The organism is Catonella sp., assembly GCF_057250765.1.
Window position 1 is genome coordinate 17,790 of record NZ_DBHIEC010000010.1, and the last position, 17,148, is coordinate 34,937.

At 41.1% G+C, this 17,148-nt stretch carries 13 protein-coding genes, 1 other RNA gene and 1 other annotated feature; of the genes, 4 read left to right on the forward strand and 10 right to left on the reverse strand.

Annotation, left to right across the window (positions count from 1 at the left end):
• Positions 1-191: 191 nt before the first annotated feature.
• The gene (locus tag ACO6HM_RS06570) at positions 192-1,892 is read right to left on the reverse strand and encodes a GspE/PulE family protein (RefSeq protein WP_485390329.1); all 1,701 of its coding nucleotides are present in this window, start codon (positions 1,890-1,892) and stop codon (positions 192-194) included.
• Between the two features lie 886 nt (positions 1,893-2,778).
• Positions 2,779-3,021: a binding site (T-box leader), on the forward strand.
• Between the two features lie 60 nt (positions 3,022-3,081).
• Here ACO6HM_RS06570 and tyrS point away from each other — a divergent pair.
• The gene (tyrS, locus tag ACO6HM_RS06575) at positions 3,082-4,308 is read left to right on the forward strand and encodes a tyrosine--tRNA ligase (protein WP_485390330.1); all 1,227 of its coding nucleotides are present in this window, start codon (positions 3,082-3,084) and stop codon (positions 4,306-4,308) included.
• Between the two features lie 111 nt (positions 4,309-4,419).
• Here tyrS and ACO6HM_RS06580 read toward each other — a convergent pair whose 3' ends face one another.
• The 7 genes from ACO6HM_RS06580 to ACO6HM_RS06610 all read right to left on the reverse strand — a co-directional run bounded on the left by ACO6HM_RS06580 (position 4,420) and on the right by ACO6HM_RS06610 (position 11,955).
• Complete coding sequence (locus ACO6HM_RS06580) at positions 4,420-5,235, reverse strand: transglutaminase family protein (RefSeq protein WP_485390331.1); 816 nt, start codon at positions 5,233-5,235, stop codon at positions 4,420-4,422.
• Positions 5,236-5,350: 115 nt separating this feature from the next.
• Positions 5,351-5,528, reverse strand: a non-coding RNA gene (gene ssrS / locus ACO6HM_RS06585) — 6S RNA.
• 77 nt (positions 5,529-5,605) lie between these two features.
• The gene (locus ACO6HM_RS06590; RefSeq protein ID WP_485390332.1) at positions 5,606-8,008 is read right to left on the reverse strand and encodes a DNA internalization-related competence protein ComEC/Rec2; all 2,403 of its coding nucleotides are present in this window, start codon (positions 8,006-8,008) and stop codon (positions 5,606-5,608) included.
• A complete protein-coding gene (locus tag ACO6HM_RS06595; RefSeq protein WP_485390333.1) occupies positions 7,995-8,936 on the reverse strand; it encodes a GerMN domain-containing protein in 942 nt (313 codons plus the stop codon). The genes ACO6HM_RS06590 and ACO6HM_RS06595 overlap by 14 nt, the downstream gene beginning before the upstream one ends.
• Positions 8,923-10,296 carry a sensor histidine kinase gene (locus tag ACO6HM_RS06600; RefSeq protein WP_485390334.1) on the reverse strand — a complete coding sequence of 458 codons (1,374 nt, stop codon included), beginning with the start codon at positions 10,294-10,296 and terminating at the stop codon, positions 8,923-8,925. Before ACO6HM_RS06600 ends, ACO6HM_RS06595 begins: the two co-directional genes overlap by 14 nt.
• A 97-nt stretch (positions 10,297-10,393) precedes the next feature.
• The gene (locus tag ACO6HM_RS06605; RefSeq protein ID WP_208428578.1) at positions 10,394-11,083 is read right to left on the reverse strand and encodes a response regulator transcription factor; all 690 of its coding nucleotides are present in this window, start codon (positions 11,081-11,083) and stop codon (positions 10,394-10,396) included.
• A 110-nt stretch (positions 11,084-11,193) separates the two neighbouring features.
• Entirely contained in the window at positions 11,194-11,955 is a 762-nt protein-coding gene (locus ACO6HM_RS06610) for a ComEA family DNA-binding protein (protein WP_485390335.1), read from the reverse strand.
• 270 nt (positions 11,956-12,225) lie between these two features.
• Between ACO6HM_RS06610 and ACO6HM_RS06615 the strand changes: the two genes are divergently transcribed.
• The 3 genes from ACO6HM_RS06615 to ACO6HM_RS06625 are packed head-to-tail and all read left to right on the forward strand — an operon-like array spanning position 12,226 to position 14,237.
• The gene (locus ACO6HM_RS06615; RefSeq protein ID WP_485390336.1) at positions 12,226-12,813 is read left to right on the forward strand and encodes a rhomboid family intramembrane serine protease; all 588 of its coding nucleotides are present in this window, start codon (positions 12,226-12,228) and stop codon (positions 12,811-12,813) included.
• The gene (locus ACO6HM_RS06620; RefSeq protein ID WP_208428575.1) at positions 12,803-13,801 is read left to right on the forward strand and encodes an SCP2 sterol-binding domain-containing protein; all 999 of its coding nucleotides are present in this window, start codon (positions 12,803-12,805) and stop codon (positions 13,799-13,801) included. Before ACO6HM_RS06615 ends, ACO6HM_RS06620 begins: the two co-directional genes overlap by 11 nt.
• Positions 13,802-13,820: 19 nt before the next feature.
• Entirely contained in the window at positions 13,821-14,237 is a 417-nt protein-coding gene (locus ACO6HM_RS06625) for an HIT family protein (RefSeq protein WP_485390337.1), read from the forward strand.
• A gap of 246 nt (positions 14,238-14,483) precedes the next feature.
• On the opposite strand, the gene ACO6HM_RS06630 is transcribed toward ACO6HM_RS06625, so the two are convergent.
• On the reverse strand, positions 14,484-15,554 hold the full coding sequence (locus ACO6HM_RS06630; RefSeq protein WP_485390338.1) for an undecaprenyldiphospho-muramoylpentapeptide beta-N-acetylglucosaminyltransferase: 1,071 nt from the start codon (positions 15,552-15,554) through the stop codon (positions 14,484-14,486).
• A gap of 165 nt (positions 15,555-15,719) precedes the next feature.
• The gene (locus tag ACO6HM_RS06635) at positions 15,720-17,054 is read right to left on the reverse strand and encodes a DUF6382 and FHA domain-containing protein (RefSeq protein WP_485390339.1); all 1,335 of its coding nucleotides are present in this window, start codon (positions 17,052-17,054) and stop codon (positions 15,720-15,722) included.
• Positions 17,055-17,148: the final 94 nt, after the last annotated feature.

Genomic DNA, 17,148 nt, shown 5'->3' on the forward strand with positions numbered 1-17,148 from the left:
TGTGTATTAAGCTTCGTTGCCTCTTCTGTATCATAGGCTGTCATATCTTTTCTGTATTACAAAGCTTCGTTTTCTAAGTTCTGTATCATAGGCTGTCATATTTTTTCTGTACTGCAAGGCTTCGATACTCTCCTGTATCACAGGCTGTCATATCTTTTCTGTATTCTAAGCTTCGTTACCTAAGTCCTGTATTAGTTCTCAAAGGTTGTTTTTATCATCTCGTGGACTGAGGTTATGCCCTTTATTACCAGCATTGTTGCACTCTGCCTTAAGGTGTGCATGCCCTCACGCATTCCCATTTGCTTTAGCTCACTTACGGAGGCATTTCTTGATATCAGCTCCTTAAGAGGAGGTGTGATTTTCATTATCTCATATATACCGATACGTCCTGAGTATCCTGTATTGTCGCAGCGCTCACAGCCAACCGGCTCATATATCTCGGGATTGACATCTGCTCTTATGCCCATTATCCTTCTTTCGGTATCGGTGATTGAGTGAGGCTTCTTACAGTACGGGCAGAGCCTTCTTACGAGTCTCTGTGCTATGATGCCTACCAGGGAGTCTGCAAGGAGGTAGCCCTCCACTCCCATGTTGATGAGACGGCTGATGCTTCCTGCGGCTGAGTTTGTATGCAGGGTGCTAACTACAAGGTGTCCTGTGATGGAGGCCTGTACCGCTATCTGAGCTGTCTCTCCGTCTCGAATCTCTCCTATCATGATGATGTCCGGGTCCTGTCGAAGGATAGAGCGGAGCGCACTCGCAAAGGTAAGTTCAGCCTTTACATTTACCTGTACCTGATTGATGCCGTCTATGTTTGCCTCTACCGGGTCTTCAACAGTAACTATGTTTACATCTTCTTTGTTAAGCTCTGAAAGTGCGGTATAGAGTGTGGTAGACTTACCGCTTCCAGTAGGCCCTGTAACAAGTAGGATACCGTTAGGGTTCTTAAGTATGTCGTCAAAGGCCTTAAGCTCTGAAGGAGAGAAGCCCAGTTCACTCTTATTTCTGGTAAGGGCCTTCTTCTGGGCAAGTCGCATAACACACTTTTCGCCGTATACTGTAGGAAGTACAGACACTCGGATGTCATACTCTCTCTTGTCTACCATAATGGTGAATCTTCCATCCTGAGGCTTTCTCTTCTCTGCTATATCCATACCGCCTATTATCTTAAGTCTTGCCATAATGGCAGGAAGGAGGTGGATGGAATAGGTGAATTTCTCATAAAGTGAGCCGTCTATACGAAAGCGTACACGTACAGAATCTTCTTTTGCTTCTATATGTATATCGCTGGCTCTCTGTCTGGCAGCCTGCTCTACCATAGAGGTTACAAGCTGTACTACAGGGGAGCTTTGTACGTCCTGGCTTGACAAATCACCTTCTGCAAGCTTAGCCGCAAGGTCTTCTCTTTCTCTGGCGTATTCCTGCGCTGCTTTTATTGTCTCTGTATCTCCATAGTATCTGTCAAGGGCTATGAGGATGTCACGGGTAGTAGCTACCGATGGTACTACGAGGAGATTGGTCACTATACTAAAGTCATCTATGGCTGACATGTCCATAGGGTCTACCATGGCTACCTTTACCTGATTGATGGTATTAGGTACGAAGGCATAAGGTATCATCAGATGCTTCCTTAGTACACTTTCATTTATGAGGCTTAGTACGTTGTCGGGTATATGTACTGATGATAGGTTCACATACTCAAAGCCTAACTGTGAAGAAAGAGCCTCAGCTATGTCCTGCTCAGTAGCAAAGCCTAAGTCAGTTATGGCCTCACCTATCTTCTTATTCTCTGCTTTGGCTGCCTTAAGAGCTTCTTCAAGCTGTTCTTCTGTAAGTATCCCCTCTTCTACCAGAATATCGCCTATTCTCTTCTTTCCCTTACGTACAAGCATTACGCCCCTCCTATAGTATCACTTTATCGTATTCTAATATCTCTTCCTCCCTGTGGTCCTCCCTGTAGTCCTCTATATAGTACATTTCCTTTTCATATCCGTATACGCCATTTTGACAAGCCCCTTAAGGAAGGCACAGACAGAATAACCCTAATATGTAGTTCGGCATCTATTCGTCTTCTATTAACTGCTTCTTTATAGAAATCTATATATAAGCCTCTTTTTCTACATTTATAAGTATACCAATATTGAATAAAAGAATATGCTTATATGACCTTAAGTTATAAGCAAGCATTATGATATAAGCACCAAAAGTATAAAATCAGGCGTAGCCCAGCTTGAGGGAATGTATATTATCTTCTGACACTTGTATCATATTATCAGTATAATACCGGACAACTGCATCCAAATTAATGTATACGTATCTTTATAGCATATTTCGGTTACAATGTGGTTACAAATTAGTTATTTAATGTTTATTTATGTATTTTATGAAACTTATACAATTATATGGACTTTATTTTCAGATATTTCATAATATGTTATAGCTAGTCTGATTCCCACTTGTTATGTGTAGGCAGGTGCTTGTATGCATATTTTTATGTGGATATCAAAAGTATGTGACATCCACTGATACAGGATTGCTACAGCACAGCTTTAGCAATCCTTGCAAAATATTCGTAATTCGCTCATTTTTTGCAAAAAATGGCTACTTACTCATATTTTTTGCGTGTCAAAAGATAATAAATTCTCTTGCAAGCAAGCTTGCATCGAATTTTTATACTTTTGACACTTGTATCATACAGTATTGCTACAGCTTCGCTTTTCATATCGTGTATTCAGCACTTGGGCTTGACAAATTGTTATTCTTATGTTTTAATCATCATTACAAACTGTGAAAGGAAGAAGTAAACCAGAGGTTCACTTACAGAGATTAGCCGGTTGGTGAGAGGCGAAAGAAAGAGTCTGGTTGAATACATCCCGGAGTTTCACACTGAAAGCGTTGTTTAGTAGGCTGTGACGGCAGACTTCCGTTAGAGAGTCAGGGTATAGACTGTTGTACCCGTTTGAGGCAGATATATTCTGTGAATTAAGGTGGTAACACGAAGCTTACGCTCTCGTCCTTTAGGGGATGGGAGCTTTTTTAGTGCTTTTAGTGGCATTTTCAGAGAATTAAAGGAGGAAAACTATGACGGTTTACGAGGAACTTAAGGCAAGGGGGCTGATAGCCCAGGTAACTAACGAGGAAGAAATCAGCAAGATGATAAATGAGGGAAAGGCTGTGTTTTATATAGGCTTTGACCCTACTGCGGACAGCCTTCATGTGGGACATTTTATGGCACTCTGCCTGATGAAGCGTCTCCAGATGGCAGGCAATAAGCCTATAGCACTTATGGGCGGAGGCACAGGTATGATAGGCGACCCTTCCGGTAGGAGTGATATGCGTACCATGATGACTAAGGAGACCATAGAGCATAACTGTGATTGCTTTAAGAAGCAGATGGAGCGCTTTATAGACTTTGGCGAGGGCAAGGCTATCATGGTAAATAACGCTGACTGGCTATTAAACCTTAACTATATCGAGTTTTTAAGAGATATAGGCCCTCATTTCTCAGTAAACAGGATGCTTGCGGCGGAGTGCTACAAGCAGCGTATGGAGAAGGGGCTTAGCTTCCTTGAGTTTAACTACATGCTTATGCAGGGCTATGATTTCTATATGTTATACCAGAAATACGGCTGTAATATGGAGTTTGGCGGAGATGACCAGTGGAGCAATATGCTTGCAGGAACTGAGCTTATAAGGAGAAAGCTTGGCAAAGATGCACACGCTATGACTATCACTCTCCTGCTTAATTCTGAGGGCAAGAAGATGGGTAAGACTGCAAGCGGTGCTGTGTGGCTTGACCCTGATAAGACTACTCCTTATGAGTTCTACCAGTACTGGAGAAATGTGGATGACACAGATGTACTTAAGTGCCTTAAGCTCCTTACCTTCCTTCCTATAGAGGATATCCTTGCTATGGAGTCCTGGGAGGGTGCGAAGTTAAATGAAGCAAAGGAAATCCTTGCCTTCGAGCTTACTAAGCTTGTGCACGGAGAAGTGGAGGCAGAGAAGGCTCAGTCTGCTGCGAAGGCTTTGTTTGCAGGAGGCGGAAGCCTTGAGAATATGCCTTCCTTTGTTATCTCTATGGAGGATGCAAGAGACGGTGTATTTGACATCATTACCCTGCTTCACAAGTCCTCTCTTGTGGCTACCCGCTCAGAGGGCAGACGTGCTGTAGAACAGGGAGGAGTGGTTGTAAATGACAACAAGGTAACTGACTTTGCAGCCACCTTCACTCCTGATGAGCTAAGGGGCGATGGGCTTATAGTAAGAAAGGGTAAGAAGAAGTTCTGCAAGGTGGTACTGGAGTAGTACTTGTGATTGAACTGCAAAAATCCCCTAGCCTTTGGCCGGGGGATTTTTAGTTTATTTTATTCTTTGAGGAAGAACAAACAAGTTTATGTGATGCTTTGTACCTGGTGATTAGTAGGTATATACGATATCCTTGTAATCACTGAAGCTCTTGTACATGCTGTAGCTTCTCTTTGCTCTATACATCTGTGCATCGTAGGTTGCATCAACTACGTTCCACTTGGAGTTGTCATATACATTGTTCCAAGCGTGATATACTGTGGCATTGACGGTATATCCTGTAACTACCTTTGTAGGAACTCCCACGCTTCTTAACATCGAAGCTAAGAGCACTGAATAATCGTAGCAGATACCTTTCTTATCTGTATATATCTTCTTGATGTTTGGAATGTACTGTGAGTACTTTGCTATCTCGTTGATGTTGTTGGCTTTGTCATAGTCATAAGAGTAATTCTTAACTACAAAGTCGTAGATGTACTTAATCTTCTTGCTTCCACCCTTTCTTGCTAACTCTTGCGCCTTTTTGATGGCTTCATTGGTAGTATTCCAGTCTATAATGAGGTTAGATGAGAGGAAAGCATCATTGTCACTTGAAAGTCTCTGGGTAACGCTTACTGTCTGCACAACTGCGTATTTGGTACCAGAGATATTTCTACATAGGATAAGCTTGTACTCACCATTTCCCTGGGTAAGAGGGATGTTGATGTCTACATTTCCCTTAGGGATGTCATACTTATACTGTGTGCCTCCGGTAAGCTGAACAAGAAGCTTAACCCTTGCATCATTGTCGTTGTTGTAGACAAGTTTAACTGTTCCATCGTTTGCGTTCTCTATAGTTGCGCTGTCTGCGAATGCCTTATCGGGGTTTGCCAGAAAAGCCAGTAACAACAGGCTTAACGCAAACAAGTATTTGTAAAGTCTGTTCATACGTTTTTCTCCTTTGGTTACGTTTTAAGATTTGTTTGTAATATAATATACCATTTTGAAACCAAATGCAAGTACTTTTTTAAATTATTTTAAAATCTCGCTTTTTAAAATAAAAAATAAGCCCAAAATGCCGGTTTCTGTTTTTGACTCCTAGCGTTTACTAGGTGGGCAACCGCACATATTCATCTGCCTTCCACCGAAATGAGGCCTGACATCAAAATATGGATATAGGAATCCCTTTTTAAGTCATGTAGGTTCAAAATATCAGAAATTATCGAACATTCCAGGCTTATCTAAAGTCATCTTGTCCTGTTACTTTGATTATACTCGAAAAAATTAGATTTTTCAAGGATAATTAATCCAAATTTTCTTATGGTTTAACAAGGTGAGTATTTACTTTTATCCTTTCGCAGTCTTCACAGTCACCTTCGACTGCCGGAGAAAAGCGTTTGCCTGTAAGGTTCTTTACTGCCATGGTTATGATAAGCTTTCCATCTGCAAGCTTTATCTGTGTTCCTCCCATATGGTCGGTTCTTAGTATCCTGCCGCCTTCTTCCATCATCCTGGATAGAGCATCTCTATGAGGATGTCCATAACGGTTCATAAGGCCACAGCTTATAAGATAAAGCTTCGGGTCTACTTTCTTTAGGAAGTCATCTGTGGAAGAATTCTTGCTTCCGTGATGGCAAACCTTCAAGATGTCACAGTCAAGTGTGTCTCTGTCAGAGCTGTCAATTATCTTTTCCTCTGTAGAGCCTGCTATATCTCCTGTAAAGAGCATCGACAATTCCTTATAATCCATCCTCATCACAATGGAGGCTTCGTTCTGATCTTTAATGTCTTCTTCTCCTGTCGGATAGATACATCTAAAGCTAATATCTTTACCTACAATTTCATCTCCTTTTTTCATGTAAAAGAGCTTAATATCACGCATTTTAGCCAGCTCCTTTAGCTCTTCAAGCTCTGCACAGTTAAGCTTATCTGATTTGTAGCTTGCGGAGATTATTATTCTACCAATAGTTATTTCGGCACATTTAAGCAAATCATTTACCCCATTTACATGATCTTTATCCATGTGAGATATAAAAATCGTATCTACCCTCCCCCAGCCTTTTGACTTTAAGAAGGGTAAAAGCCTTGTTTTACCTACGTTTTGTACTGTTGTACTTCCACAGTCCGATATGTAAATATCGTTATTACCATCATTTACTACGAAGCAGTCACCCTGTCCTATATCTAACATATTGATGGAGAATTCTCTTGGTTTATATGCAATAATTAAAAAGGAGGTAAAGGTCATAAGCGCTGTAAATACTATTCTTTTGGATGTATTATATTCTTCAGACAGGTTGTTCTTAAGTGAGTCAAGTTTATTTTCCCTTCGCTTTAGTGCTAAGAAGTAAAATACTATCACAAGTATGAGGTAGTAAAGTACTATCTGCCATTTGTCAGGCTTTCCTATGATTAGCCTAAGGAAGGTAAGCCTGTCACCCAGCCTGCAAAAGAGGGTGTATAAGTTTAAGATATAATGTGTGATGCCAAGGATGAAGCCTCCCAAAAGCTCAGATACAAGTGCCACAAAGCCTCCTAGAAGCCCTGTGATAACAACCAGCGACATAAGAGGAATAACTATAATGTTTAGGATGATTCCGGTAAGTGAAACCTCATAAAAGTTATTTAGTACGATGGGGAGTGTAGCAAGCAGGATGCTTATGGAAGATATGATGGAGGCAAGAAGGAGGTGTAGTCCTTTTATTATCCCTTTTTTATGGTAGATGTCGACCTTAAAAATATATAACAATTCAGGCATTATATAAAATATTCCTATAACCGCAAAGAATGAAAGCAAAAACCCACTTTGATATATGGCTCTATGATTTATCACAATAAGTATGAGAGCTGCTAGTGCCAGTCCGCTTGGCAAGTCATAGCTTTTCCCTATGGCGAAAGAAATAAACAGTACGCTCATCATAATTACGGCTCTTGACGTAGAAACTGAAAACCCTGTAAAGGCTCCATATATAATCAAAATAATGCTTGATGCGATGAGTGGGAATCTAAAGCTGACCTTTAACCTTCTTAGAAAGAGAAAAACAGCACCGCCTAGGAGAGAAATGTGCAGGCCTGAGATTGAAAGCAGATGGCTTATTGAATTCTCCTGATATAGTTCTTTTATTTCTTCATCCAGACCTCTTTTGTCACCCAAAACCATAGCCGAAAGGCTTCCTGCATTTTTATCACCAAGAATCTTCTTATATTTGTCAGAAATTGCCAGATTTAATCTATGTAGATATATATCAGGAGAAAACCTCTCCTCTTCTTTCACAATTCTTATCTTTTCTGCATTTAGAATACCGGTATAGCCTTCATTTTGATAGTAGGCGTTAGCGTCAAACTGTCCGGGGTTTAGCTCTCCGTCAAAGGCATAAAGCCTTCCCGTACAGCTTATTTTCCTGCCATAGAGACTCTCTATAAGCTCTGATATATCAGTATCTCCGTCAGGCTTTTGCAGATTACAGCCTGCAAATAGGTCACTTTCTTTTATTTTAAGGATGAAGGCATTTATCTCATCAGAATCGGCTTTTACCTTCAGCCTATAGCTTCGCTCACCAAAGGGCACATCGTAGCTTTTTATCTCCTTTATCCTTCCGGTCAGGCTCAGGGTCTTGCCAATATATGCAAAACCCTCATCTTTACCTAGGCCGTCATAAGCCATTATTAGGAGTATAACAAACAGTACCGCAGCTACAAGCGGTCTTTTAATTCTCAGCAATAATATCTAACTTCCTTTCAACAGGTAAATCAATAGGGATGGTCTCTCTATAAGAGCTGACAGGCTTGCCATCTATAAAGAACTGAACCTTCGTCACAGAGCTTATTTCAGAGAGTGAATTGACTACAGAATATACTATGACCTCATCTGATACTCCTTCCCTGCCCTCAAGAAATTCCTTGCTAAAGTCCACGTAGCAGATACCATCCTTAAATGTCACCTTGTTTAACTTGGTTCCGGGAGGTATAACTGGCGCAAGCTTATCATTGTCAAGAGGTCCTGCCATAAGCTGTCTTATGACAAGCTCTTCCAGTGAGATAGTTCCGTCAAATTCTACGTTGTGTCTGGTCTGGTAAAGCTTCTTGCCATCAGCATTGGTATAGTAAAGGCTTATCTGAACTGTCTGGTAGTAAGTGGTCTCACCACCTGTATTGTCTATGAAGTCATCCGCAGACATAGCTCCTACAGGATTTAACTCGGAGTACATAAGGGGCTGATTCTCTACCCTGTACTCTACCTTTTTGACCCCCTTTATCTGGCAAAGAGTCTTTACTACAGAAGCCCTCCTTAGTATCTCGGATATCCCGGTAAGCTGATGATAGCTTTCTGAGAAATCAAGCGTAAGGACTCCGTCTTTGAGGCTTTTGCTCTTTAAGTCCACCGAATCCGGTATTGGTTTTTTAAGAGCAGTTCCATCAGGAACATTGTTAAGCTGCCTTAGAAGTTCGTTTATTAACTTATTAGTCTCTTCTTCCTTTGCAGTATAGTCCTCTGCTACCAGTTTGTCTTCTGAACTACTTACATAGTATATCTTATATGAGTTTTCTGCTTCTTTAATATTATCACCTGCACTGCTGCCACAGCCTGTTAGCGCAAGCGAGAGGCAAAAAAGGCAGAACAAGAGCTTAAAAGGCTTACAATCTGGCAAGTCTAAATCCACCACCTTTCTTCTTGGCTGTATACGGCTTTGGAGGGATGTAGCTTAGAGGGATTCTTACGGTAAATGTAGTTCCATCATCTTCCTTGCTATATAGGCGAATCTCTCCGTGGTGCATCATCACTACATTTTTGGTTATGGAAAGACCAAGGCCTGTTCCTCCCGTTCCCCTGCTTCTCGCCTTATCGACTCTGTAAAACCTCTCAAATATCTGATCCTGAAACTCCTCAGGTATGCCTATCCCTGAATCAACCACTTTTACAAAGAAGAACTTGTGGTCAGCATTCAGCGATACCCTGACCCAGCCATCCTCTTTGTTGTATTTTATGGCATTTTCTATGAGGTTAGATAGTGCAAGTGAAAGCTTAACCTCATCTACCTCCGCAGTTACAGCTCTAAAACTCTCAAATATCAGCTCCACGTGGTTTTTAACTGCAATAGGGCGAAGCCTTTTAAGTATCTGCTCAAGAAGCTCGTTAAGGTCTGTAGGCTTCACATTGATGGTACCTGTTTTACGGTCAAACTTAACCAGGGAGAGGAGGTCATTTATTATCTTGTCTTCTCTCTCTATCTCATTGTTGATATCTGTCAGAAATTCTCTGTACATCTCAACACTTGCATCCGGCTGGCTAAGCAGCGAGTCTGCAAGCACCTTCATAGATGTCATAGGAGTCTTAAGCTCGTGGGACACGTTAGATACAAACTCCTGCCTGCTTCCCTCAAGCTTTTTGGCTTTTTTTAGCATCTTGTTAAATGAGCTTGATACGGCTTCAAGCTCTGTGTAGCTGTATACAGAATCAATCTCTTCTATATTGCCATCGGTTATCTTGTCTATTTCCGAGGAGAGCTTACCTAGAGCCTTAGATACACTAAATGCATACCAAAATGCAATTATCATCACAATGGCACCAAGAATCACAAGTATAGTACTTGCGGTATACGACAGCTTATCTCCTATAGACATAGGTGCCTTAAGAGAGAAACTAAACACCAGTATGCCGATAACAGATTTGTCGTTTGTATTGGTGATTGGGAGGATGAGCTCCACATAGTTTTTGACGCTGTTTCGATATATGCTTTCCTTGCCGCCAAGACTGGCTATCGCATCCTCTGATATAAGTGTTTTATCCTTTTCAAGCCCGAAGGTGTCAAAAAGTACCCTCAGGTTCTTGTCTATAACGAGAGTTCGTCCATCATACATACTGGAAAAGTATTTGATTTCAGATTCATACTCGGTAATTGAGTCCTTTGTCACAGAGCCCGGTACACTCAGGTTATTGGCAATCGTAGTTCCGTACTCCCTTATAGTTGACACTCTGTAGTCATAGGCATTCTTATCGTAGGATGCCATCAAAATCCTTGAGTATATGATAAGCGAACACAGAGTAACGAAAAACACAACCATAAAGCCCTGAAACTTTAAGCTCCTTACAAACTGAATGAGCGGTTTAATTCTTGAAATAATAACCCACCCCCCACTTTGTATGGATATATCTAGGCTCTCCCGGTGTCTCTTCTATCTTCTCACGAAGTCTCCTTATATGCACATCAACGGTCCTTACATCCCCCGGATAGTCTGAACCCCAGATTATGTCAAGGAGCTTTTCTCTTGAGTAGACCTTATTTTCATCCTTTACAAGAAGTTCCAGGAGGTCAAATTCCTTGGCTGTAAGGTTGATTTCGTTATCCTTGATATAGACTCTGCGTCCCTCAAAGTCTATTGACAAATCCCCATATACAGACTTACCTGATGCTTCCTTTACTACCTTACTTTTCTCATTTCTTCTAAGTATTGCCTTAATTCTTGCCTTTACCTCAAGTATGTTAAACGGCTTGGTCATATAGTCGTCAGCGCCGTATTCAAGCCCCATTATCTTGTCTATGTCATCTCCCTTGGCAGTAAGCATAATGATAGGCACATCTGAGAACTCCCTTATCTGCTGGCAGACTTCAAAGCCGCTCATCTTGGGGAGCATAAGGTCTAAGAGTATCATATCATAAGAATTAGCCTTCACATACTCCAAGGCTTCTTCTCCGTCATAGGCGGCATCTACCTCCATACCATCCTGCTCTAAACCGAATCTAATCCCCTTTACAATAAGCTTTTCATCATCTACAACAAGAATCTTCCTTGCCATATACTGCCATCCTTTCCATAATGCCAATTAAAATGCCAATTAAATGCATAATTTAAATACCGGTTAAATACGTATTTTAATGCTGGTTTAATAAGCATTCACGATGTCACTCAAATGCATATTTTATCTTTAATTTTATCAAAAAACTTCTGTTTAATGCCCTTAATCTTCATAATATCTTTAATGTCCTTGAATCCGCCCTTTGCCTGCCTATAGGTAATGATGAGCTCTGCCTTAGCTTCTCCCACGCCATTTAGCTTCATAAGCTCTTCTTTGGTGGCAAGGTTAATATTGATAAGTGCATCTCCTCCCTCACCAGAGTTCAACCCCTGTGAAGAAAGACCTGTATGCACTCCTTCCACTCCTATGGATGCGAGGACTCTGTCCGCACCGTTAGTCTCTTTCTTTAGCTCTGCCTTTGTTGGCACATAGACCTGCACTCCATCTTTAAGTGCCTCTGCCTGATTGATGCCAAAACTTGCAGCCTTCTTCGTACAGCCTCCTGCTGCCCTGATTGCATCTACCACCCTTGCATCAGGAGAAAGTTCATAGACTCCTTCTTTTTTTACGGCACCACAGACATGGACAAAGATTCTACCGGTCCCTACATTCGGACTTTCTTCACCCGTAGGTTGTACGTCTGCGCTCTTACCCTGGCCGTTCTTAGCAAACGCTTCTTTTTTATTATCTACAAGTGTAGACGTCGCAGTCTCTTCATAACCAGACTTAGAGTAGTTAACTGAGCCAGAGGACATGTCTTCTACTACCTCGAGTCCTGTCTCTTTTCCTTCATTTTTCCCGGAAAACATAAAAACCGCTCCGGCTATCCCAATAAAAAGCAGAACCACAAGTACTTGCAGCCTACTTTTCATTCTTCCTCCTTTTTAGCCAAAAGTAGGCAGAAACAAAGTCATTCCCTGTTTCTGCCCAACAAAAGTAAAGATTACCTCTCAGGCAATCCCATAAATCAAATAACAAACATCTATATTGTACCTTAAATCACTTTGAAATACAAGTATCCTCCCTGCTTTTTCGAGATTTTTTTGTGAGATTATTTTCTTACTTTTACAGGACTGTTTCACTTGCAACCCATCTTGTATTTTGGTATATTTGAATGAGATTAAATCTAAAAGGAGAACACATTGTTAACATTCATAGTAATAGGGCTAAATGTGGTAATATACATAATACTAAATATGTTTTTACTTCAAAATGGAATAGACGTGATATCTCACCTGGATAATTCCTGGATGGCAGTTAAGTTTCACGGAGAATACTACAGGATTTTTACTTCTATGTTTCTTCACGCTGATTTGGACCATCTTCTAAACAACATGTTTATTCTTTTCATAATAGGCAAAAGGTATGAGGACAGCGAAGGACGAGTCCGCTTTGCTTTGGTGTATTTTCTGGGCGGAATCCTTGCAAGCATAGCTTCTTTGTCTTATAATATGTATATGGGAAATGAAATCGTCTCCCTTGGGGCTTCAGGCGCAATATTCGCCCTTATCGGGGCTTCTGTGGCATCCGTAGTAAAATACAGGGATAAGCTTAAGACGATAACAAAAAGACAAATGATACTGTTTGCATTGTTCTCTCTATATGCAGGCTTTAGAAGTACAAGCACAGACAACATAGCCCATCTGGGTGGATTTGTTGCAGGCTTTTTAATCGGTCTTCTCATAACAGGACAATCAGACAGTCAGGAAGGTATTTGGCATGAATATTAACATTTATTATGGCGGGCGGGGACTCATAGAAGACCCGACCATCTATGTATGTGACAAGATAACTGAGGTGCTTAACGAGCTTAGGGTACAGGTTAAGAGATATAACCTCTATGAAGAGAAAAACAGCATAAGCATGCTTCCAAAGACTCTTAAGGAGGCTGATGGCATTATCCTTGCTTCAAGCCTTGAATGGTTTGGAATAGGCGGTTATATGCTGCAATTCCTTGATGCCTGCTGGCTTTACGCAGACAAGTCAAAGATAGCCGGTACTTACATGATGCCTGTGGTCACTTCAACAGCCTTTGGTGAGGATGAATCTTATCTAAGCCTTATAAGAGCCTGGAAAATCCTTGGCGGTAAGACCTGTCAGGGCATAAGCTCCTACGTGGAAGACCATACGGAATTTGAGTTAAACGGTCAGTACACAAGAAGGATAGAGAGGCTGGCTGAAGACCTTTATAGGGCAATCAATCAAAACCTAACTGTATTTCCTTCAAGTGAGTTAACCATAAGGAGCAACACAGTGGTAGGAAGCAATCTTCCTCTCACTCCGCAAGAGAGTGAGCAGCTCTCTGTCTATGTATCGGATGACAACTATGTGAAGAAGCAGAAGGAAGACATAGAGGAGCTTTCTCAGATGTTTAGGGAAATGCTTGGCAATGAAGGCACTGACCAGGGAGACAAGATAAAGCAGTTTAGAAACCACTTCAGGCCTCAGAAGGACTTTAAGGCGACCTACAAGATAGAGTTATCCGACCAGTCACGCTCTATAATAGTGGAAGTGAACTCAAATGAGCTAAAATGCTACTATGGAGAGCTTGACAATACAGATGTTTCTTCAAGGACGACCACTGAAGTCCTTGACAATATAATAGCCGGAAAGATTACCTTCCAGAGGGCATTTATGTCGGGAGACCTGGCTGCCAAGGGGAATTTTAAGACACTTAGGATGTTTGATACTATATTCCAGTTTCAGAAAGAACAATAAGGATTGAAAGGGTGATACTATGAAGGATGAAAATTGTATTTTTTGTAAGCTTGCTAACGGAGACATACCTACTGCTACTGTATATGAAGATGAGTATCTAAGGGCAATAATGGATGCTGCCCCTGCCAACAAGGGGCATATTATTATCTTACCTAAGTCACATGCTGCGGATATCTATGAGCTTGAAGATGAATATGTAAGCAGGGCTTTTGTGCTGGCAAAGAAACTGGCTGTGGCACTTAAGAAGCTCACAGGCTGTGACGGTGTGAATATCCTTCAAAATAACGGCGAAGCCGCAGGACAGACTGTATTTCACTTCCACGTACACGTAATACCACGCTTTAAGGATGATGATTGCACTATAGTTTGGAAGCCTACTTCCTACGAGGACGGTGAGGCATCAGAGGTTGCTAAGAAGATTGCTGAATTATTATAGCTGTTAGTTGTAGCAAAATAGCATTAGTTCGACATACTGCTGTTAGACTGATGACTACATCTTTACAAGCTTCTTTGATTATAATAAAACAGTTGCTATGGCGCTTAGAATAGGATATTCCAAGGCTTTCCATAGCAACTGTTTTTCATGTAGAAGTGTATTTATAGCGGTTTATCTGATATCTGATTTAACTACTTTTAATCAGCTATAAATAAGCTGATTATCACACATTTAGCCAGTTTATTATCAGTCTGATTTTGTCAGTTTCTTGATAAGCTCCATTATGATATTTATCGCATCCTTTTGAGGGCTGTTTTTCATATTGTCTATGTATTCCTGTCTGTTCTCATAGGTTCTAAGTATGATATCAAGCAGTCCTTCCTCAGTGATATCCTCTTCATATAAGACCTCTGAAAAGCCCTGCTTCTTAAAGGAATCCGCGTTAAGTATCTGGTCTCCCCTGCTTGCCTTAGCAGACAGCGGTATGAGTACATTTGGTATCCTTAGTGCTAAAAGCTCACAGATAGCGTTGGCTCCTGCTCTTGAAAGTGCGATGTCTGTTATCTTAAATATGTCCTTCATCTCGTCACTTACGTATTCAAATTGCACGTAGCCCTTTACATCCTTATACTCATCTTTAGCCTTACCCTTGCCGCATAGGTGGACTACATCAAAGCTTTCAGTCAGCTTAGGAAGGATATTCCTAACAGCTTCATTTACCGCAGAGGCACCTAGGCTTCCACCTACTACCAGGAGGACAGGCTTCTCTCCGCTAAAACCACAAAACCTTAGTCCCTTTTTTCTGTCTCCCTCAAAGAGCTCCTCTCTTATAGGAGTACCTGATAATATACCTTTATTCTTAGGGAGCTTTTCTAAGGCTTCAGGGAAGTTTGCAAGTACATATTCTGCCTTTGGTATGCATAGCCTGTTAGCAAGTCCCGGTGACATGTCTGATTCGTGGATGATAGTAGGTATCTTACAGGTCTTTGCTGCAAATACCACAGGGACGGTGACAAAGCCTCCTTTAGAAAAGACCACATCAGGCTTAAGCCTCCTTAGTATCTTAAGGGATTCGCCAAAGCCTTTTAGCACTCTTAAGGGGTCTGTCAGATTCTTAACGCTTTTGTATCTTCTAAGCTTACCTGATGAAATGCCTATGTAGTTGATGCCAAGGCTCTCAATCATAGACCTTTCCATACCGTCATAGGTGCCTATATAGTGAATCTCATAGCCTTCTTTTTTAAGTGCAGGGATAAGTGCTATATTAGGGGTTACATGTCCTGCAGTTCCCCCTCCTGTAAGTACTATCTTCTTCATCTCATACCTCCAAAGCCTGATTCTATGATGTATGTGTCGATAGCATCTGACACTCTATGATACAGGATTGTTACAGCTGCACTTTTACACCCACATCATATTATGTGATAGATATTTGTATCAACAATTGAATTAAGTATATAGCTTTAAGGTATAAAATACAAGCTAGACGAGGTATTTAAATTCGTATCTCTTTCTTGATATGACTATGGAATCGCCTTTATTTACCCTCATTCTTCCAAAAGGCATAAGCCTAATGCCATTTAAGAAGGTACCGTTGGTGGAGTTAAGGTCCGTAAGCCACAGCTCTTCCTCTTCCCTATCTATCCTTGCGTGAAACCTGCTTACTGTGCTGTCCTCTATAGTGTGATGTGTTTTATCACAGGACTTGCCTATAAAGAATGGAAATTCTGTAAGCAGTATGTTATCCTCGTTAGTATCTTCGGGCTTTAGGCAGTATATGCCGTTTCTTATCATAGCCCCGGTAAGAAGGGTGGTAGCCTCACTTACATCACCTTCTGCCTCAATCTTTGGCTGTCTAACCTCCCTCACATTATAAGATATCTCATCCTCTCCCACAGCCTGTAGATCAACAAGCTTTTCAGGTTTACTTCCTATATCGGCATTAAGATAATCCCAGACCTTCTTAAGCTTTGACTTAACAAACATTGTCTTATCTGATTTTCCTTCATTCTGTCTTTGCTTAAATAGTGAGATCTTTGCTTTTGGTGTATCTTCTATGTCTACCCTTTGTGACCTTGCCTTCTTACTCTCTGCTTCTGCCCTGTATCTTCTTGCCATACTGTCCGCACCTTCTATCTCTTTACTGCAGGCCTTATCCCCTGTTCCTGTTTCAATATCCTTTAATCTCTTGATACTGTTTCTTTCATTTTCCGCCCTAATTAGCTCCCTGGCCCGCATATCAAGGCTCATATGTGGGGCAGAGAGTATCTCTTCAGCCTTTTCCCTTATCCTTTGGAGGCTTCCACCTGTACTTACTCTCTGCATACCTTCACTTTCTTTTGCAGCCTGATATAGTGAATATATCATCTTTACTGCACTGTCATCCTTATAGTCAACCCTGTCAAGAAGTCTCTCAAACAGCCCTGTAAACGTACAGTTCCCACTATCAATACCATATATCCAGTAGAATTCGTCTTTTTTGCCTAAGCTCTCATAGATGTAGGCTTCATCAGTAATTAGTCTGTCAAAGGGCAGGAGAAATTCTTCCAGGCTCTTTGCTACTTTTATAATAGAGCGTAAAAAGGCTTCTATCCTGTCTGCTGTCAGCTTATTCATCTCAAAGCTCTGGTTTATGGGTATAAGTCCGTTCATATTGTAACAAAAATAATTTTCAAGGTTCAGGCTCTTAAAGCTAACCGGGACAAAAGCCGGGATATCATTGTGAGCAAACATCCCTACAATGTAGTCCACTTCTCCAACAGGCTCTGACTTAAGATAATTCCTTCCCCCTTCTTGTACATAGCTAAAATTCTCCATCTTACCAAACTACCTCCATAAAATACCATGATTATACAAATGCCTTGACCTTGCATCTTCCTTTTGTGCATACGCTTTTTGTGCATCCACCTTA

Coding starts and splice junctions, on each gene's coding strand:
- ACO6HM_RS06630 (WP_485390338.1), bottom strand. CDS start 15,554: ATGAAGAAGATAGTACTTACAGGAGGGGGAACTGCAGGACATGTAACC.
- ACO6HM_RS06620 (WP_208428575.1), top strand. CDS start 12,803: ATGAATATTAACATTTATTATGGCGGGCGGGGACTCATAGAAGACCCG.
- ACO6HM_RS06570 (WP_485390329.1), bottom strand. CDS start 1,892: ATGCTTGTACGTAAGGGAAAGAAGAGAATAGGCGATATTCTGGTAGAA.
- ACO6HM_RS06610 (WP_485390335.1), bottom strand. CDS start 11,955: ATGAAAAGTAGGCTGCAAGTACTTGTGGTTCTGCTTTTTATTGGGATA.
- ACO6HM_RS06600 (WP_485390334.1), bottom strand. CDS start 10,296: ATGGCATCCTACGATAAGAATGCCTATGACTACAGAGTGTCAACTATA.
- ACO6HM_RS06580 (WP_485390331.1), bottom strand. CDS start 5,235: ATGAACAGACTTTACAAATACTTGTTTGCGTTAAGCCTGTTGTTACTG.
- ACO6HM_RS06625 (WP_485390337.1), top strand. CDS start 13,821: ATGAAGGATGAAAATTGTATTTTTTGTAAGCTTGCTAACGGAGACATA.
- tyrS (WP_485390330.1), top strand. CDS start 3,082: ATGACGGTTTACGAGGAACTTAAGGCAAGGGGGCTGATAGCCCAGGTA.
- ACO6HM_RS06605 (WP_208428578.1), bottom strand. CDS start 11,083: ATGGCAAGGAAGATTCTTGTTGTAGATGATGAAAAGCTTATTGTAAAG.
- ACO6HM_RS06635 (WP_485390339.1), bottom strand. CDS start 17,054: ATGGAGAATTTTAGCTATGTACAAGAAGGGGGAAGGAATTATCTTAAG.